Raw genomic sequence first — 16838 nt, 5'->3', positions numbered from 1 at the left:
ACGGCCGGCGAACGCGCCCGCCGGGCGGTGCGTGGGAGAATCGTGGTGGCTCACCACGGACCGCGACCGAGCAGGAGACCAAGCACGATGCGTATCGGAGTTCTCACCGCAGGCGGCGACTGCCCCGGCCTGAACGCAGTGATCCGGTCGGTCGTGCACCGGGCGCTGACCGGCCACGACGACGAAGTCATCGGCTTCGAGGACGGGTTCAAGGGCCTCCTCGACGGCCACTACCGCCCCCTCGACCTCAACGCCGTCAGCGGCATCCTCGCCCGCGGCGGCACCATCCTCGGCTCCGCCCGCCTGGAGCGGAACCGGCTCCGCGAGGCCGCCGAGTCCGCCTCCGACCTGGCCCGCACCTACGGCATCGACGTCCTCATCCCCATCGGCGGCGAAGGCACCCTGACCGCCGCCCGGATGCTCTCCGAGGCCGGCATGCCCGTCGTCGGCGTCCCGAAGACCATCGACAACGACATCTCCTCCACGGACCGCACCTTCGGCTTCGACACCGCCGTCGGCGTCGCCACCGAGGCCATGGACCGCCTCAAGACCACCGCCGAGTCCCACCAGCGGGTGATGGTCGTCGAGGTGATGGGCCGCCACGCCGGCTGGATCGCCCTCGAGTCCGGCATGGCCGGCGGCGCCCACGGCATCTGCCTGCCCGAGCGCCCCTTCCAGATCGACGACCTCGTCAAGATGGTCGAGGAGCGCTTCGCCCGCGGCAAGAAGTTCGCCGTCATCTGCGTCGCCGAGGGCGCGCACCCGGCCGAGGGCTCCATGGACTACGAGAAGGGCGAGATCGACCAGTTCGGCCACGAGCGCTTCCAGGGCATCGGCAACCAGCTCGCCGTCGAGCTGGAGCGGCGCCTCGGCAAGGAGGCCCGCCCGGTCATCCTCGGCCACGTCCAGCGCGGCGGCACGCCGACCGCGTACGACCGGGTGCTCGCCACCCGCTTCGGCTGGCACGCGGTGGAGGCGGCCCACCGCGGCGACTTCGGCCGGATGACCGCGCTGCGCGGCACGAACGTCGAGATGGTGCCGCTGGCCGAGGCCGTGACCCAGCTCAAGAGGGTCCCCGAGGACCGCATGCGCGAGGCCGAGTCGGTCTTCTGACCGGGACGGCCGGCCCTCCGGGCCTCGGGACGGGCGGGACCCCCGGGTGTCCGGGGCCCGGTACGACCCGGCACCGGCCCCGACCGCCCCCGTGGACGGCCGGGGCCACCCCGCCGTGCCCGGCACTCCCCGGAAATGCCGGATTCCGCTCTTGAGCCCCGGCGCGGGATCAACAAGGCTGGGGGCCGTCCCGGACATGTCCCGACCTTGTCCGGCGGGAAGGGGGACGCGCGGATGACGCCGGGGGAGCACGCGCCCGATCCACGGGAGGTACGGAACCCCGCCGAGTTCCTCGCGTGCCTCCAGGCGCTCAAGGACTGGTCGGGCCTCACCTGCCACGAGCTGTCGGCGCGCGCGGAGACGCGCGGAGACGCCCTGCCCCGCTCCGCGGTGGCGCACATGCTGGCCCGCCCCACCCTGCCACGGGAGGAACCGCTCATCGCCTTCGTCCGCGCCTGCGGGGTCGGGGAGGGCGAGGCGGAGCACTGGCGGACGGTACGGAGGGAGCTGGCGGGGCGGGGGGCGTACGGGGCGGCCCCGGAGGCCCCGGAGGCCCCGGAGGGAACGCCCGTCCGGTCCGCGACCGCCGAAGGTCCCGACGCCCGTGGCCCCGGGGGCCCCGGCGGCTTTGGCGGTCCTGGTGGTCCCGCCGGTGGTCCCGGCGGGTCCAGTGGTTCCGGCGGGCCCGGTGGTTCCGGCGGCGGCGGTGAGGGCGGTTCCCGGGGTGGGGTGCCGGTCGGAGCCGGGTCCCGGATACGGCGCGGGCTCGTCGCGGTCGTCGCGTTCGCCGGGCTCGTGCTGGCCGGGGTCAGCGTCGTCGCCTTCCTGCGGGACGGGCACGCCGGGCATCCGCCCCGTACCCCCACCGCCCCCGCCGCCGGGGACGTCCGGATCCGGGTGGCCGGCACCGACTTCTGCCTCGGCGAGCGGCGCGGCACCCGCACCGGCCAGGTCCACCAGCTGCCGTGCGCCGCCGCCGGCCTCCCGCGCTACTCGCTCGCGGAGGCGGGCGGCGGCCGGTGGAGGATCGTTTCGGACCACCCCGGCTCCGGCCCCCGCTGCTCCGGCCTCCCCTCGGGCGGCCGGACACCCGGTGCCGCGTACGAGGACTCCGAGTGCGGCGACCCGACCCGGGTCGAGACCTTCGCCCTGGAGGCGTACGGCACTCCCGTCGAGGGCTACCGGATCGTCCCGGTGGGCTCCGCGACCCCCGGCGGCTGCGTCACCGTCGTCGGCGACCGCTCGGCCGCCTGGGCGCGGCTCGCCCAGGCGCCCTGCGCGCCGGACGCGGCCGGGCAGCTCTTCGACTTCGACCGGTGGGACTGAGCGGGCCGGGCCTCAGGCGGCCTCGACCAGACGGGCCTTGAGCGCCGCCACCACCGCCGGGTCGAGCCCGACGTGCCCGGTGGCGTACGCGTACACCGAGCCGTGCCGCTCGCGCAGGTCCGCGAGGAACAGCCGGATGACGTCGGCGGGTGCCCGGCCGTAGCCGGGCCAGCGCGGTTCACGGCCCGGGTGCGCGGCCCGCCAGTCGGCGATCAGCCGCTCCGTGGCCAGCTCGGTGAGCGCGAAGTCCGCGAGGACCTCCTCGTCCGGGACCCCCAGGAGGCCGAGGACGACGGCCGCGAGCAGACCCGTGCGGTCCTTCCCGGAGGCGCAGTGGAAGACGAGCGGCCCCTCGGCGGCGGCGATCAGCTCCAGGGCCGTACGGAGCTCCTCCGCCCCGTCCTCGGCGACCTCGGCGAACCGGTCGGCGAGGTGGCGCCAGGGGTCGAGGGCCGGGTCGATCGCCTCCTGGTCGTAGGGGCGGTGCTCGATGGAGAGGTTGTGCCAGGAGACCTCCTCGGTCTCCGGCAGACGGCCCTTGGCGGCGATCTCCCACGGATAGCGCAGGTCGATCACCGTGCCCACGCCCAGCGCGCGGAAGCGCTCCAGGTCGTCCGGGGCGGCGTCCGCGAGCTTGCCGAGGGAGTCGGAGCGGTAGAGGGTCCCCCACCGCACGGTCCCGCCGTCGGCGGTCCGATAGCCGCCCAGGTCACGGAAGTTGTGGAGTCGGTCGAAGGGTATGTGTCGTCTCACGGCCGTCAATGTACGGCCCCCGGCGCGGGATCCGATGGGCCGGAGACCCGATGGGTTGTCGAGCCGCCGAGCCGTCGAGCCGTTGACCTGTCGAGCCGCCGAGCCGTTGACCTGTCGAGCTGTAGAGCTGTCGTTCCGTCGTTCCGTCGTTCCGTCGTTCCGTCCCGGACGGTCTACGGGCCGACCGCCGCCCAGAAGTGCTCGGTGATCCCGTCCAGGTAGGCGCGTCCCTCGTCGCCGGTCGTCCCCGGGGCGCCCCAGCTGCTGACCGCCGTCATCCGGACGTGGTAGTCCGAGTGGAGCTGCCGGAGCGCGGCCTCCACGATCCGCTTCGGCAGCGGCACCAGCTTCACGGTCGGCTTCACGTACGCCTGCCAGCGGGTGGTCGCCGCGTCGCGCAGCAGCTCGGTGAGGGCCTCGTCGCCGCCGGTCGCGGTGATCAGGGCGCGCGGGCCGAGGCCGAGCGCCTCGGCGAGGGCGACCGTCTGGCGTTCGGTGCCGCGCCAGCGGCCGTCCTCCTCCATCCGCTCGTACGCGTGGGCCGCCATGCCCACCCGCCGGGCGAGCTCCTCGGTCGAGAGCCCGCGCCCGACCCGGTGCTCGCGCAGGGTGGAGGCGGCGGCGATGAGGTCGGCGGGGGAGCACCACAGGACGCCCGCGAGGGCGGTGAGCTCCTGCTCGTTCGGGACCGCCCCGCCGCGTTCCCAGGCGACGACGGTCTGGGGGGCGACGAGGAGCCCGTACTGCGCCCGCAGGCCGTAGGCGACGTGATCGGGAACCATGCCGAGGCCCTCGCGGAGGCGGCGCGCGGCCAGGGCGTCGAAGGGTGGGGAGGGTTGGTGCACCCGGCCACGGTAGGTGCGCAGGGTGACGGCTGGCTACGGTGTGTTCTTCCAACATGCGGCGTCGTAGGAACGTGGGAACCGGGCGGTAACAGCCGGGCCGTTCAGTGGCCGCGCGCCGGGCCGCCGAGCCAGCGGTACTGGAGCTCGGGGCGGCCGATCTGGCCGTACTGCGGGGCGCGCACGGCCCGGCCCTCCGTGACCAGGTGTTCGAGGTAGCGGCGGGCGGTGATCCGGGAGATCCCGACGGCCGTGCCCGCCTCGGCGGCGGTGAGCCCCGCCGGGGTGGACCGGAGGGCGCGCGTGACGGCTTCGAGCGTCGGGGCGCTGAGGCCCTTGGGGAGCGTGGCGGGGTGCGGGGCCCGGAGCGCGGCGAGGGCCCGGTCCACCTCGTCCTGGCCGGAAGCCTCCCCGGCGGCCGCGCGGAACTCGGCGTACCGGGCGAGCCGGTCCCGCAGGGTGGCGAAGGCGAAGGGCTTCAGGACGTACTGGACGACGCCGAGGGACACGCCCTCGCGGACGACGGCCAGGTCGCGGGCGGAGGTCACGGCGATGACGTCCGCGGAGTGGCCGGCGGCCCGCAGGGCCCGCAGCAGCTGGAGGCCGTGGCCGTCGGGCAGGTAGAGGTCGAGCAGGATCAGGTCGACCGGCGTCCGGTCGAGGACCCGCACGGCCTCGGCCCGCGAGTGCGCGATCCCGACGACGGTGAAGCCCTCGACCCGCCCGGCGTAGAGCGCGTGGGCGTCGGCGGCGACGGGGTCGTCCTCGACGACGAGAACCCGAAGGGGAGGCGTACTCACGGGGCCACCTCCGCGTTGATCGTCCCGGGGGTCCCGGGGGTCCCGGGGGTCCCGGGGGTCCCGGGGGTCCGGGAGGCATCGGATGTCCCGGAGGGCCGGGAGGCCTCGGAGGTCCCCGGGGTTCCAGAGGGCCCGGGGACCCTGAAGGTCCCGGGAGTCCCGGGGGGCTCGGGAACCCCGAAGGCCCCGGGAGCCCCGGAGGCCCCCGCCTTCGTCCCGGCCCCGGCCTCCCTTCGCAGGGGCAGGCGGACGGTGAACTGGGCGCCGCCCTCCTCCGCGTCCGTGAGGTGCAGGGTGCCCGAGGCGCGGGAGACCGCCTGGCCCACCAGGGCCAGGCCGAGGCCGCGCCCGGGGCCCCGGGTGGACCAGCCGCGCCCGAGGACCGCCTCCCGGTCCGCGGGACGGACGCCCGGGCCGCTGTCACCGACCCGGAGCAGCAGCTCGCCGTCGCCCGCGCGGGCCGCCACCGTGACCGTCACGCGCGCGTGCGGCGTCCCGCCGGCCGCCTCCACCGCGTTGTCGATGAGGTTGCCCAGGATCGTCACCAGGTCCCGGGAGGACAGGGCCTCCGGGACCCGGCCGTCGTCGATGCGACTGTCCTCGGTGAGGACCAGCTCCACGCCCCGCTCGTTGGCCTGCGCCGCCTTGCCGAGCAGCAGCGCCGCGAGGACCGGCTCGCCGACCGCGTCGACGACGCGGTCGGTGAGCGCCTGGGCGAGTTCCAGCTCCGCCGTCGCGAACTCCACCGCCTCCGCCACCCGGCCCAGTTCGATGAGCGACACGACCGTGTGCAGCCGGTTCGCCGCCTCGTGGGCCTGGGAGCGGAGCGCCTCCGTGAAGCCCCGCTCGGAGTCCAACTCGCCGGAGAGCGCCTGGAGTTCGGTGCGGTCCCGGAGCGTGACGACGGTGCCGCGCCGCTCCCCGCCCACCACGGGACGGGTGTTGACCACGAGAACCCGGTCGGCCGTCAGGTGCGTCTCGTCGACGCGCGGCTCCGAGGAGAGCAGCGCCCCGGTCAGGGAGGCGGGGAGACCGAGCTCCGCGGCCGGCCGGCCCACCACGCCCTCGTCCAGGCCGAGGAGCTCCCGCGCGCCGTCGTTGATGAGGGCGATCCGCCGCCCTCCGTCGAGCATCACGAGCCCTTCCCGGACGGCGTGCAGCGCGGCCTCGTGGTAGTCGTGCACACGGCTCAGCTCCGTGGCGTTCATGCCGTGCGTGTGGCGGCGCAGGCGCGCGTTCACGACGTACGTCCCCGCCCCGCCGAGCGCGAGCGCCGCGCCCGCCATGCCGAGCAGGGCGGTCACCTGCTCCCGTACCTGCTCGCTGATCTTGTCGATCGTGATGCCCGCGCTGACCAGGGCGACGACCCGGCCCCGCCGGTCGAGGACGGGCGCCACCGTCCGTACGGAGGGGCCGAGGACGCCCAGGTGCGTCTCGGAGTAGAGCCGGCCCCGCCGCGCCTGCTCGATGTGCCCGAGGTACGTGCGGCCTATCTGCTCCGGCTCGGGATGGGTCCAGCGGGTGCCGTCCGGGGACATGATCACCACGAAGGCGACGCCCGCGTGGCGGCGCAACGACTCCGCGTAGGGCTGGAGGGCGGCCGTCGGGTCGGCGGAGCGGGCGGCGGCGACCACGGACGGGGAGTCGGCGACGGCGGCGGCGGTCGCCGTGGACTGGCGCCGCGCGGTCTCCTCGGCCTGCGCGAGGTCCGTGACGTACGCGAAGACCGCGCACCCCGCCACGACGACGGCCACGAGCACGACCTGCATCGCGAAGAGCTGGCCGGCCAGGCTGCGGGGGCGGGGGAGGGGGAGACGCATGCGGCGCATGCGGGTAAGTGTGCACGTGGGAACGTGTGCGGCGGCGACGCGTTCCCGAATCGTGCCCTTCCGGTCGTTCCCGTCCCGTTCCCCTCGTGAACGAAACGTACGCAACCGTGACCCCGGTCACAGGCTGGTGGATAGTCGCGGAGGTCCACCGGGGCGTGGACACCCATCAGCACGAGGAGGACCCCGTGGCCGCACGCCGGGACCGCACCCACTACCTGTATCTCGCCGTCATCGGCGCCGTACTGCTCGGCATCACGGTCGGGTTCCTGGCGCCGGGCGTCGCCGTCGAGCTCAAGCCGCTGGGCACCGGCTTCGTCAACCTGATCAAGATGATGATCTCGCCGATCATCTTCTGCACGATCGTGCTCGGCGTCGGCTCGGTCCGGAAGGCCGCGAAGGTCGGTGCCGTCGGCGGCCTCGCCCTCGGCTACTTCCTCGTGATGTCGACCGTCGCACTCGCGATCGGCCTGCTCGTCGGCAACCTGCTGGAGCCCGGCTCCGGGCTCCACCTCACCAAGGAACTCGCCGAGGCCGGCGCCAAGCAGGCCGAGGGCGCGCACGAGTCGACCCCGGACTTCCTGCTCGGGATCATCCCGACCACCCTCGTCTCCGCCTTCACCGGGGGCGAGGTCCTGCAGACCCTCCTCGTCGCCCTCCTCGCCGGCTTCGCGCTCCAGGCCATGGGCACGGCGGGCGAACCGGTCCTCCGGGGCGTCGGACACATCCAGAAGCTGGTCTTCCGCATCCTCGGCATGATCATGTGGGCCGCGCCGGTCGGCGCGTTCGGCGCGATCGCGGCCGTCGTCGGCGCGACGGGGGCCGCCGCGCTGAAGTCGTTGGCGGTCATCATGATCGGCTTCTACCTGACCTGCGGGCTCTTCGTCTTCGTGGTCCTCGGCGCGCTGCTCCGCCTGATCGCCGGGATCAGCATCTGGGCCCTCCTGAAGTACCTGGGCCGCGAGTTCCTGCTGATCCTCTCCACCTCGTCCTCGGAGTCCGCGCTGCCGCGGCTCATCGCGAAGATGGAACACCTGGGCGTCAGCAAGCCGGTCGTCGGCATCACCGTGCCGACCGGGTACTCCTTCAACCTCGACGGCACCGCGATCTACCTGACGATGGCCTCGCTCTTCACCGCCGAGGCGATGGGCGACCCGCTGTCGGTCGGCGAACAGATCTCGCTCCTCGTCTTCATGATCATCGCGTCGAAGGGGGCGGCGGGCGTCACCGGCGCGGGGCTCGCCACGCTCGCGGGCGGCCTCCAGTCGCACCGGCCCGAACTGGTCGACGGGGTCGGCCTGATCGTCGGCATCGACCGCTTCATGAGCGAGGCGCGCGCCCTCACCAACTTCGCGGGCAACGCGGTCGCGACGGTGCTCGTCGGCACGTGGACGAAGGAGATCGACAAGGCGCGGGTCACGGAGGTCCTGGCCGGGAGGGCCCCCTTCGACGAGACCACGCTCGTCGACGACCACGGGGAGACGGAGGTGCCGGACCAGCGCACGGACCAGCGCACGGACGAGGGCGAGGAGAGGGCCCGAGCGGGCGTCTGACCCCCGGGACCCCGCGACCCGCCCGGGCGGCGCCCCCGCCCGACCCGTGCGGGGCCGCGCCCGGCGGGGCGGCGCCCCCGGCCCGTGTGGGCCCGCGCCCGGGTGGGCGGTGCCCCTCCCGCACCTCCGTGTGGGCAATCGTCCCGCTGGGCGAAGGGGGTCCCCCCTGCTCGAGCGAAGCCGAGAGCTTGGGGGAGGGTGGGCACACGGGACGGCGCCCCTCAGCGGCGCCTCCGCGTTCCGGGCCTGGACCCGCACCCCGTGTGCGCCGTGCACGGGGTGCGGGTCCAGGCGCGGGAGCCTCGGGCGCCGGCAAGGGCGCCGTCCGTTGTGCCCACCCGTTCCGCCCCAGCGGAACGATTGCCCACAACGGGGGTGGGCACCGCCCGGCGGGCGCGGCCCGCAACGGGGGCGGGCGGGTGCCGCCCCGCCGGAACGACCGCCCGCAACGGCGGGTGGCGGGAGCGGGCCCCCGTGGGTGTCAGCGTGCGTTCAAGGACGACAGGTCCTCCGGGGAGAGGCGGAGGGTCGTCGCCCCCGCCGAGTCCCGTGCCGTTTCCGGGCGGCTCGCGCCCGGGATGGGGAGGACCGTGTCCGAGCGGGTCAGGAGCCAGGCGAGGGCCACGTGCTGGGGGCTGACGCCGTGCGTCCGGGCCACGCGGTGGAAGGCGCCGAACTCCGGGTCCTCCTCCAGGGCGGACGCCCCGTCCAGGGAGCTGCGCGAGATCCCGCCCAGCGGGCTCCACGGCAGGAACGCGAGGCCGAGCGAAGCGCAGAGCCGCAGCTCCGCCTCGCTGTCCCGCACCGCGGGCGAGTAGCGGTTCTGGACGGATACCAGCCGGTCGCCCAGGATCTCGCGGGCCAGAAGGATCTGCCCGGCGTCCACGTTCGAGATCCCGGCGAGCCGTACCGTACCCGCGTCCAGCAACTCCCTTACGGCCCCGAGGGATTCGGCGTACGGGACGGCAGGGTCCGGCTTGTGCAGCTGGTAGAGGCCGAGGGCGTCCCCGCCGAGCCGCCGTGCCGAGCCCTCCGCCGCCCGCCGCAGGTGCTCGGGCCGGCCGTCCACGGTCCAGCCGCCGTCGGCCGTGCGCCCCCGCCCGCCCTTGGTCGCGACGAGCACGTCGTCCGTCCGGCCCCCGTACGAGGCGAGGGCCCGGCGCACCAGGAGTTCGCCCTCGCCCGGCGTGCCGCCCGGCGGGTGGTAGGAGTCGGCGGTGTCGAGGAGGGTCACCCCGGCGTCGAGGGCGGCGTGCACGGTGGCGACGGCCCGCGCCTCGTCCGGGCGGCCCTCGATGGAGAGCGGCATCGTGCCGAGTCCGACGGCTCCGACGCGTATGTCCCCCAGCATCCGGTACCGCATCAGCGCTCCGCCCCCAGCGTCTCGGAGACGGCCTTCGCCAGCCACTCGCCGGAGTCGGGGAAGGAGTAACCGAGGGATGCCGCGCGGGCGTTGGACATGCCGTACGAGCGGGCGAAGGAGAACGGGGAGACCTCGCCGACCTCCACCTCCCGGAAGACGGTCCGGCCGCCCACCAGCTTCTCGATCTCCGCGCAGAGGTCGGCGGTGGTGAGCGGGGAGGGGGAGTGCGCGTTCACCGGTCCGGTGAAGTCCGCCCGTACCGCCCAGGCGAGGAACGCGGCGATCTCCTCCACGTACACATAGCTCGCCGGGTGGTTCACCACCGGCACGGCGATGGGCTCGCCCGCCCGGACGCGCCGCGCGTAGTGGTCGAGCCGGCCGGTGAAGTCGTCCGCGCCGCCCAGGACGTGCGCCACCCGCACCGAGGCCCAGGCGAACGGCGTCCCCGCCGCGAAGACCGCCTCGGCCTGCCGCTTCCCCTCCCCGTAGTGCGCGTCGAGGAACTCGGGGTCCTCCCAGGGCAGGCCCGTGTCGACGGTCACGGCGGCCAGGTCGAGGGCGGACTCGGCGACCGGCTCGGCCGAGTCCTCGTACGCGTAGACCTCGACCGTGGAGGTCATCACGTAGCGCCGGGTGCGCGTCGCGAACACGCGCCGGGCGATCTCGGCCTGGCGCGGCGTGTAGCAGACCTGGTCCACGACGACGTCGAAGGAACGGCCCGCGAGCACGGAGGCGAGCGCCTTCTCGTCGTCGCGGTCGGCGACCAGCTGCTCGATTCCTTCCGGGGCCGGGGAAGAACCCCGGTTGAGCACCGTGACGCGGTGCCCGGATTCCCGCAGCAGGGCGATGAGCCGCTTTCCGATGTAGCGGTTTCCGCCGATGACCAGAACGTCCATGGATCCCGTTTCCCCCAACACCCCGATGCCTCCCTTGCTTTCTTCGACAAGTGTTACGTTGTCCGCCCGCCGATCGAAGGGGGAAACATGGGAGTCCAGGCCGTCTCGCCGAAGGAACCACGGCATGCGCGCGCCGTCGCCGACGAAACCTCGGCGGTCGCTTTCGACCCCATCGACCGGCAGATCCTGGACCTGCTGCAGGGCGACGGCCGCATCAAGCTCAGCGAGCTCGGCCGCCGCGTCCGGCTCAGCCCCGCGGCCGTCACCGAACGGGTCCGCCGTCTGGAGGCGGGCGGTGCGGTCACCGGTTACGGCGCGCACGTCTCGCCGGCCGTGCTCGGCTACGGCATCCAGGCCTTCATCCGCGTGAACCCGCACGGCGGCTACAGCCTGAAGCACCCCCGCACCCTGGAGCTGACCGCCCGCCCGGAGGTCCTGGAGGTGCACCACGTGGTCGGCGAGGACTGCTGGATCCTGAAGGTCGCCGTCACCGACACCGTCCACCTGGAAGAGATCCTGGAGCAGACCTCGGCCCTCGGCCGGACCACGACCTCGATCGTGCTGTCCTCCCCGGTGGTCCGCAAGCCCCTCCTGCCGGCGGTGACGCGCTGACCCCTTGCCCTGACGTCGGCGTCAAGGCCTACCGTCGGGGACATGCGCATCGGAGAGCTGGCCGAGCGGGCCGGGACGACCACGCGGACCCTGCGGTACTACGAGTCCCGCGGTCTGCTGACCGCACGGCGTACGGAGCAGGGCCACCGCACGTACGACGAGGACGACCTGCGGCTGCTCCAGCAGATCAGGACCCTGCAGGACTTCGGGTTCGAGCTGGAGGAGACGCGGCCGTTCGTCGACTGCCTGCGCGCGGGGCACCCGGCGGGGGACTCGTGCCCCGCGTCGATCGCCGTCTACCGGCGGAAGCTCGCCGAGCTGGACGGGCTGATCGGACAGCTCCGGGCGGTACGCGCCCAGGTGGGCGCCCAGCTGCTGCGGGCCGAGGCGGAACTGCCGCACGGCCCGGAGCCCCGGTGCGAACTCGAAGTGGTGACGGAGACGGACGCGGAGGGACGACGGAGATGACGACGTACGCGGAGGGCGTGGCGGAGGTCACGGACGAGGACTTCGGCACGGAGGTGCTGGGCGCCGAACTGCCGGTGCTCGTGAAGTTCACGGCGCAGTGGTGCCCGCCCTGCCGGCAGATGAAGCCGGTGCTCGGCGCGATCGCCGCCGAGGAGGCGGCGCGGCTGCGGATCGTCGAGGTCGACGTGGACCGCAGCCCGGCGACCGCGCAGCGGTACGGGGTCCTCGGGACCCCGACCTTCATGGTGTTCCGCGAGGGCGAGCCCGTGAAGTCGATCGTCGGCGCCCGCCCGAAGCGCCGCCTCCTGGCGGAACTGGAGGACGTACTGGGCTGAGGCGGCCCGGCGCCGGGGCGCAGGACACCGAGGCGCCCGCGCGACACCGAGGCATACAGAAATACCCCGACTAGAATTGACAGTCGGGGTATTGCCTCGCGTATATTGATGGATTCCGTGTCCGGCGCGCCGTTCAGGCATACCGAAAGCACGGAGAAGTTCAATAAACGCACTGTATCGCGCCGGGAGTCGAATTGTCAACCGAGGAATTTCGGAATGAGCAGAGATTCATCACCGATCTCTACGCACGACTCGACGACCTGAGGGACCAGGCCGAGACCGCCGTCGAGCAGGCGCTGCGCACCCCCGGGGTCGGCAGCAGCCAGGGACGGCTCGAACGGGACGTGATGGTCGCCGAGCAGTCCGGGCTGCTCGCCGCGCTCAACGCCGGCGAGAGCGGTCTCTGCTTCGGCCGGCTCGTCTTCAAGGACGGCCGCGACCACCACATCGGCCGGCTCGGCATCCGCGAGGACGACCCGAACCGCACCCCGCTCGTCGTCGACTGGCGCGCCGAGATCGCCCGCCCCTTCTACCTCGCCACCGGATACGAGCCGATGGGGCTCTCCCGCCGCCGGCACATCACCACCAAGGGCCGCGAGGTCGTCTCCCTCCACGACGAGGTCCTCGACCTCGCCGACGCCACCCGCACCGGCCACGAGAGCCGGGACGCCGACGAGGTGCTGCTCGCCGCCCTCGACGCCGCCCGCACCGGCCGCATGCACGACATCGTGCAGACCATCCAGGCCGAACAGGACGCCATCATCCGCTCCCCGCACCGCGGGGTCCTCGTCGTCGAGGGCGGCCCCGGCACCGGCAAGACCGCCGTCGCCCTGCACCGCGCCGCGTACCTCCTCTACGCGCACCGCGAGCAGCTCGCCAAGCGGGCCGTCCTCATCGTCGGCCCCAACCCCGCCTTCCTCGGCTACATCGGCAACGTCCTGCCCTCCCTCGGCGAGACCGGCGTCCTCCTCGCCACCCCCGCCGAGCTCTTCCCCGGCGTCCGCGCCACCGGCACCGACACCCCCCGCGCCGCCGCCGTCAAGGGCACCGCCGCCATGGCAGACGCCCTCGCCGCGGCCGTACGGGACCGCCAGCAGGTCCCCGGGCGCGGCGAACCGCTGATCGTCCCGCACGAGGACGGCGACCTGGTCATCGACTGGGACATGGCCCTCGAAGCCCGCCACAAGGCCCGCGAGACCTTCCTCCCGCACAACCTCGCCCGCCCCTACTTCGTCTTCCGCGTCCTCGACGCCCTCGCCGAGCAGCTCGCCGACCGCATCGGCGCCGACCCCTACGGCGGCCCCAACTTCCTCGGCCCCGACGACATCGCCCTGCTCGCCAAGGGCATCGCCGCCAACCCCGACGTCCACGCGGCGATCGACACCCTCTGGCCCGCCCTCACCCCGCAGGAGTTCCTCGCGGACTACCTCTCCGAGCCCACCCACCTCGCGGACGAGGCCGACGCCGAGGCGATCCGGCGCACCGGCGGCCCCTGGACCCCCGCCGACGTCCCCCTCCTCGACGAGGCCGCCGAACTCCTCGGCGAGGACGACTCCGCCCTCCGCGCCGCCGAGGAGGCCGAACGGCAGAAGCAGATCCAGTACGCGCAGGGCGTCCTCGACGTCTCCTTCGCCTCCCGCACCTACGAGTTCGAGGACAAGGAGGAACTCGACAAGGACGCCTCCGAGGTCCTCTCCGCCCACGACATCATCGACGCCGAACGCTTCGCCGAGCGCCACGAGGAGGCCGACCACCGCACCGCCGCCGAACGGGCCGCCGCCGACCGCACCTGGGCCTTCGGCCACATCATCGTCGACGAGGCCCAGGAGCTCTCCGCCATGGCCTGGCGGCTCCTCATGCGCCGCAGCCCCAGCCGCTCCATGACCCTCGTCGGCGACCCCGCCCAGACCGGCGACCCGGCCGGCGTCGGCGCCTGGCGGTCCATCCTCGGCCCGTACGTGGAGGACCGCTGGGACCACGTCCGCCTCGGCGTCAACTACCGCACCCCCGCCGAGATCATGGCCGTCGCCGCCGAGGTCCGCAGGGAGGACGACCCCGCCTTCGAGCCGCCGAGCTCGGTCCGCTCCACGGGCGTGGAACCCTGGCGGCGGGCCGCGGAGGACCTGGTCAAGGAGACCGCCGACGCGGTGGCGGGGGAGACGCGGGCCGAGGGACGGCTCGCCGTCATCGCCCCTCCCGCGCTGCACCCCGGCCTCGTCGCCGCCCTCCCCGAGGCCTCGTACGGCCCGAAGCCCGACCTCACCCGCCCGGTCGTCCTCCTCGACCCCCGGCAGGCCAAGGGCCTCGAATTCGACACCGTCCTCGTCGTCGACCCCGACGGCATCCGGGAGGGCGCCGCGCACGGGGTCAACGACCTGTACGTGGCGCTCACCCGGGCCACTCAGCGGCTCGGGATCATCACGCGGGCCTGAGCCAGACCGTCGCCAGCGGCGGCAGCGTCATCCGCACGCTCGCCGAACGGCCGTGCCACGGCACCGACTCGGTCTTCACCGGGTCGGTGCCCACCACGTCCGAGCCGCCGTACCGCGCCGCGTCCGTGTTCAGGACCTCCGTCCAGGCCGCGAACTCCTCCGGGACCCCCAGCCGGTAGTCCTGCCGCACCACCGGCGAGAAGTTGCACACCGCGAGCAGCGGCGAACCGAGGCCGTCGTACCGCAGGAACGCGAAGACGTTGTCGTCGGCCGCGTCCCCCACCACCCACTGGAACCCCTCCGGAACGGTGTCCCGCTCCCACAGCGAGGGCGTCGCCGCGTACACCGTGTTCAGGTCCCGGACGAGGTCCCGCACCCCCCGGTGGTCCGCCTCCGCCCCGTACGCCGGATCGAGCAGCCACCAGTCGGGCCCGTGGTCCACCGACCACTCGCCGCCCTGCGCGAACTCCTGCCCCATGTACAGCAGCTGCTTGCCCGGGTGCGCCCACATGAAGCCCAGGTAGGCGCGGTGGTTGGCGCGCTGCTGCCACCAGTCGCCCGGCATCTTCGACACCAGGGACCGCTTGCCGTGCACCACCTCGTCGTGCGAGATCGGCAGGATGTAGTTCTCGCTGTACGCGTACACCATCGAGAACGTCATCTCGTGGTGGTGGTACTTGCGGTGCACCGGCTCCTTCTGCATGTACTCCAGCGAGTCGTGCATCCAGCCCATGTTCCACTTCATGCCGAAGCCCAGCCCGCCGAAGCCGCCCGGACCCACCTGGTCCGTCGCCCGCGTCACCCCGTCCCAGGCCGTCGACTCCTCGGCGAAGGTGATCACGCCGGGGCAGCGGCGGTAGACGGTGGCGTTCATCTCCTGGAGGAAGCGGACCGCGTCCAGGTTCTCCCGGCCCCCGAACTCGTTCGGCACCCACTCGCCGTGCTCCCGCGAGTAGTCGAGGTAGAGCATCGACGCCACCGCGTCCACCCGCAGGCCGTCGATGTGGAACTCCTGGCACCAGTAGACGGCGTTCGCCACCAGGAAGTTCCGCACCTCCGTGCGGCCGTAGTCGAACTCGAGGGTCCCCCAGTCGGGATGGTGCGAACGGCGCGGGTCCTCGTGCTCGTACAGCGGACGCCCGTCGAACTCCGCCAGCGCCCAGTCGTCCTTCGGGAAGTGCGCCGGCACCCAGTCCATCAGCACCCCGATCCCCGCCCGGTGCAGCGCGTCCACCAGGAACTTGAAGTCGTCCGGGGTGCCCATGCGGGCCGTCGGCGCGTAGAAGCCGGTGACCTGGTAGCCCCAGGATCCGCCGAAGGGATGCTCGGTGACCGGCATCAGCTCCACGTGCGTGAACCCGAGGTCACGCACGTACGCGGGCAGCTGCTCGGCCAGCTCGCGGTAGGTCAGCCCCGGCCGCCAGGACCCCAGGTGCACCTCGTACACGGAGATCGGCGCCTCGTGGGGCGGGCGCGCCCCGCGCCGCTCCATCCACTCCGCGTCCTCCCACGCGTGGTGCGAGGCGGTCACGATCGACGCGGTGTTCGGCGGGCACTCCGTACGACGGGCCATCGGGTCCGCGCGCAGGGTGTGCGAACCGTCGGGCCGCGCGATGTCGTACTTGTAGACGGCGCCCTCGCCGATCCCCGGCACGAACAGCTCCCACACGCCCGTCGAACCGAGCGAACGCATCGGCAGCGCCGTGCCGTCCCAGTGCGTGAAGTCGCCCGTCACCCGCACCCCGCGCGCGTTCGGCGCCCACACCGCGAAGCGGGTGCCCTCGACGCCCTCGTGGGTCATGGGGTGGGCGCCGAGCGCCGTCCACAGCTCCTCGTGCCGGCCCTCGCCGATCAGGTGCAGGTCCAGCTCGCCGAGGGAGGGAAGGAACCGGTACGGGTCGTGGACGGGCATCTCGTCCCCGTCGTACCTGACCCGCAGCTCGTACGCGGGCACCTTGCGCAGCAGCGGGACGAACACCGAGAAGAGCCCGTCGCCGTCGTCGTCCATCGCGAGGCGCTTGCCCTTGGTGAGGACGGCGACCTCCTTCGCCCAGGGGCGCAGCACCCTGATGACGACGCCGCCCTTCACCGGGTGCGCGCCGAGCACGCCGTGCGGATCGTGATGCTCTCCGGCGAGCAACCGGGCCCGGTCGCCCGGGTCGAGCGCCGGCGCCTTCCGTACGGAGCGGGACGTCTTGCCTGCGGAGCGGGCGGTCACGGGGGTGCCTCCTGGGGGCAGGGGAAGGGGGTACGGGTACGGAACGGTGGGGTGGTGACGGGGGACACTCGGCCGAACGGGGGGCGGGTCCTGCTTTCGCAGGCGGGGCGTGGTGCGGCGGTCGCGGGCACTGCTCCGAACGAGTCGCCCCCGCGCCCCCCCGCTACGGGGGCGGCGCCCGCCTCCGTTGTGGGCAGTCGTTCCGCTGGGGCGAGGGGGTCCCCCCTGCTCGAGCGGAGCCGAGAGCTCGGGGGAGGGTGGGCACAACGGACGGCGCCCTTGCCGGCGCCCGAGGCTGCTG

The 16838-nt window shown here is 73.7% G+C and carries 14 protein-coding genes; 7 read left to right on the top strand and 7 right to left on the bottom strand.

All coding sequences use genetic code 11. The features are described 5' to 3' along the window. Positions 1–87 precede the first annotated feature (87 nt). Together IE180_RS00535 and IE180_RS00530 are read left to right on the top strand one after the other, a co-directional pair. Positions 88–1113: an ATP-dependent 6-phosphofructokinase gene (locus tag IE180_RS00535; protein WP_190154727.1), complete on the top strand. Its 1026-nt coding sequence runs from the start codon at positions 88–90 to the stop codon at positions 1111–1113. A 234-nt stretch (positions 1114–1347) separates the two neighbouring features. Then, positions 1348–2439, top strand: a complete 1092-nt coding sequence (locus IE180_RS00530; RefSeq protein ID WP_190154726.1) for an RICIN domain-containing protein — start codon at positions 1348–1350, stop codon at positions 2437–2439. Positions 2440–2451: 12 nt separating this feature from the next. Here the strand turns inward: IE180_RS00530 and IE180_RS00525 are convergent, their stop codons facing one another. The 4 genes from IE180_RS00525 to IE180_RS00510 all read right to left on the bottom strand — a co-directional run bounded on the left by IE180_RS00525 (position 2452) and on the right by IE180_RS00510 (position 6654). Next, entirely contained in the window at positions 2452–3192 is a 741-nt protein-coding gene (locus tag IE180_RS00525; protein WP_190154725.1) for a tyrosine-protein phosphatase, read from the bottom strand. A 173-nt stretch (positions 3193–3365) separates the two neighbouring features. Continuing rightward, positions 3366–4058 carry a helix-turn-helix transcriptional regulator gene (locus tag IE180_RS00520; protein WP_190155182.1) on the bottom strand — a complete coding sequence of 231 codons (693 nt, stop codon included), beginning with the start codon at positions 4056–4058 and terminating at the stop codon, positions 3366–3368. 80 nt (positions 4059–4138) lie between these two features. Then, positions 4139–4834, bottom strand: coding sequence for a response regulator (locus IE180_RS00515; RefSeq protein WP_190154724.1), 696 nt, complete (start codon positions 4832–4834; stop codon positions 4139–4141). Then, on the bottom strand, positions 4831–6654 hold the full coding sequence (locus IE180_RS00510) for a sensor histidine kinase (RefSeq protein WP_229860262.1): 1824 nt from the start codon (positions 6652–6654) through the stop codon (positions 4831–4833). The genes IE180_RS00515 and IE180_RS00510 overlap by 4 nt, the downstream gene beginning before the upstream one ends. 194 nt (positions 6655–6848) lie before the next feature. Here IE180_RS00510 and IE180_RS00505 point away from each other — a divergent pair, with 194 nt between their 5' ends. Further along, positions 6849–8213: a cation:dicarboxylate symporter family transporter gene (locus IE180_RS00505; RefSeq protein ID WP_190155181.1), complete on the top strand. Its 1365-nt coding sequence runs from the start codon at positions 6849–6851 to the stop codon at positions 8211–8213. A 481-nt stretch (positions 8214–8694) separates the two neighbouring features. Here IE180_RS00505 and IE180_RS00500 read toward each other — a convergent pair whose 3' ends face one another. After that, positions 8695–9576, bottom strand: a complete 882-nt coding sequence (locus tag IE180_RS00500; protein WP_190154723.1) for an aldo/keto reductase — start codon at positions 9574–9576, stop codon at positions 8695–8697. Continuing rightward, positions 9576–10472, bottom strand: a complete 897-nt coding sequence (locus IE180_RS00495) for an NAD-dependent epimerase/dehydratase family protein (protein WP_190154722.1) — start codon at positions 10470–10472, stop codon at positions 9576–9578. The genes IE180_RS00500 and IE180_RS00495 overlap by 1 nt, the downstream gene beginning before the upstream one ends. 87 nt (positions 10473–10559) lie before the next feature. On the opposite strand from IE180_RS00495, the gene IE180_RS00490 reads away from it, so the two are divergent. From IE180_RS00490 to IE180_RS00475, 4 genes are all read left to right on the top strand, one after another. Then, positions 10560–11084, top strand: coding sequence for an Lrp/AsnC family transcriptional regulator (locus tag IE180_RS00490; RefSeq protein ID WP_190154721.1), 525 nt, complete (start codon positions 10560–10562; stop codon positions 11082–11084). A 42-nt stretch (positions 11085–11126) separates the two neighbouring features. Next, on the top strand, positions 11127–11552 hold the full coding sequence (locus tag IE180_RS00485; RefSeq protein WP_190154720.1) for a MerR family transcriptional regulator: 426 nt from the start codon (positions 11127–11129) through the stop codon (positions 11550–11552). Continuing rightward, positions 11549–11887 carry a thioredoxin family protein gene (locus IE180_RS00480; protein WP_308434332.1) on the top strand — a complete coding sequence of 113 codons (339 nt, stop codon included), beginning with the start codon at positions 11549–11551 and terminating at the stop codon, positions 11885–11887. Before IE180_RS00485 ends, IE180_RS00480 begins: the two co-directional genes overlap by 4 nt. 194 nt (positions 11888–12081) lie before the next feature. Continuing rightward, complete coding sequence (locus IE180_RS00475; protein WP_190154719.1) at positions 12082–14319, top strand: HelD family protein; 2238 nt, start codon at positions 12082–12084, stop codon at positions 14317–14319. On the opposite strand, the gene glgB is transcribed toward IE180_RS00475, so the two are convergent. Then, positions 14306–16537: a 1,4-alpha-glucan branching enzyme gene (gene glgB / locus IE180_RS00470; RefSeq protein ID WP_190154718.1), complete on the bottom strand. Its 2232-nt coding sequence runs from the start codon at positions 16535–16537 to the stop codon at positions 14306–14308. The two genes, IE180_RS00475 and glgB, sit on opposite strands and share 14 nt — an antisense overlap. Positions 16538–16838: the final 301 nt, after the last annotated feature.

Origin of the sequence: Streptomyces litmocidini (genome assembly GCF_014649755.1) — a bacterium.
Classification (GTDB): domain Bacteria; phylum Actinomycetota; class Actinomycetes; order Streptomycetales; family Streptomycetaceae; genus Streptomyces; species Streptomyces litmocidini.
The sequence above is the reverse complement of the archived record's forward strand: the minus strand, read 5'-3'. Positions and strand labels throughout refer to the sequence as shown.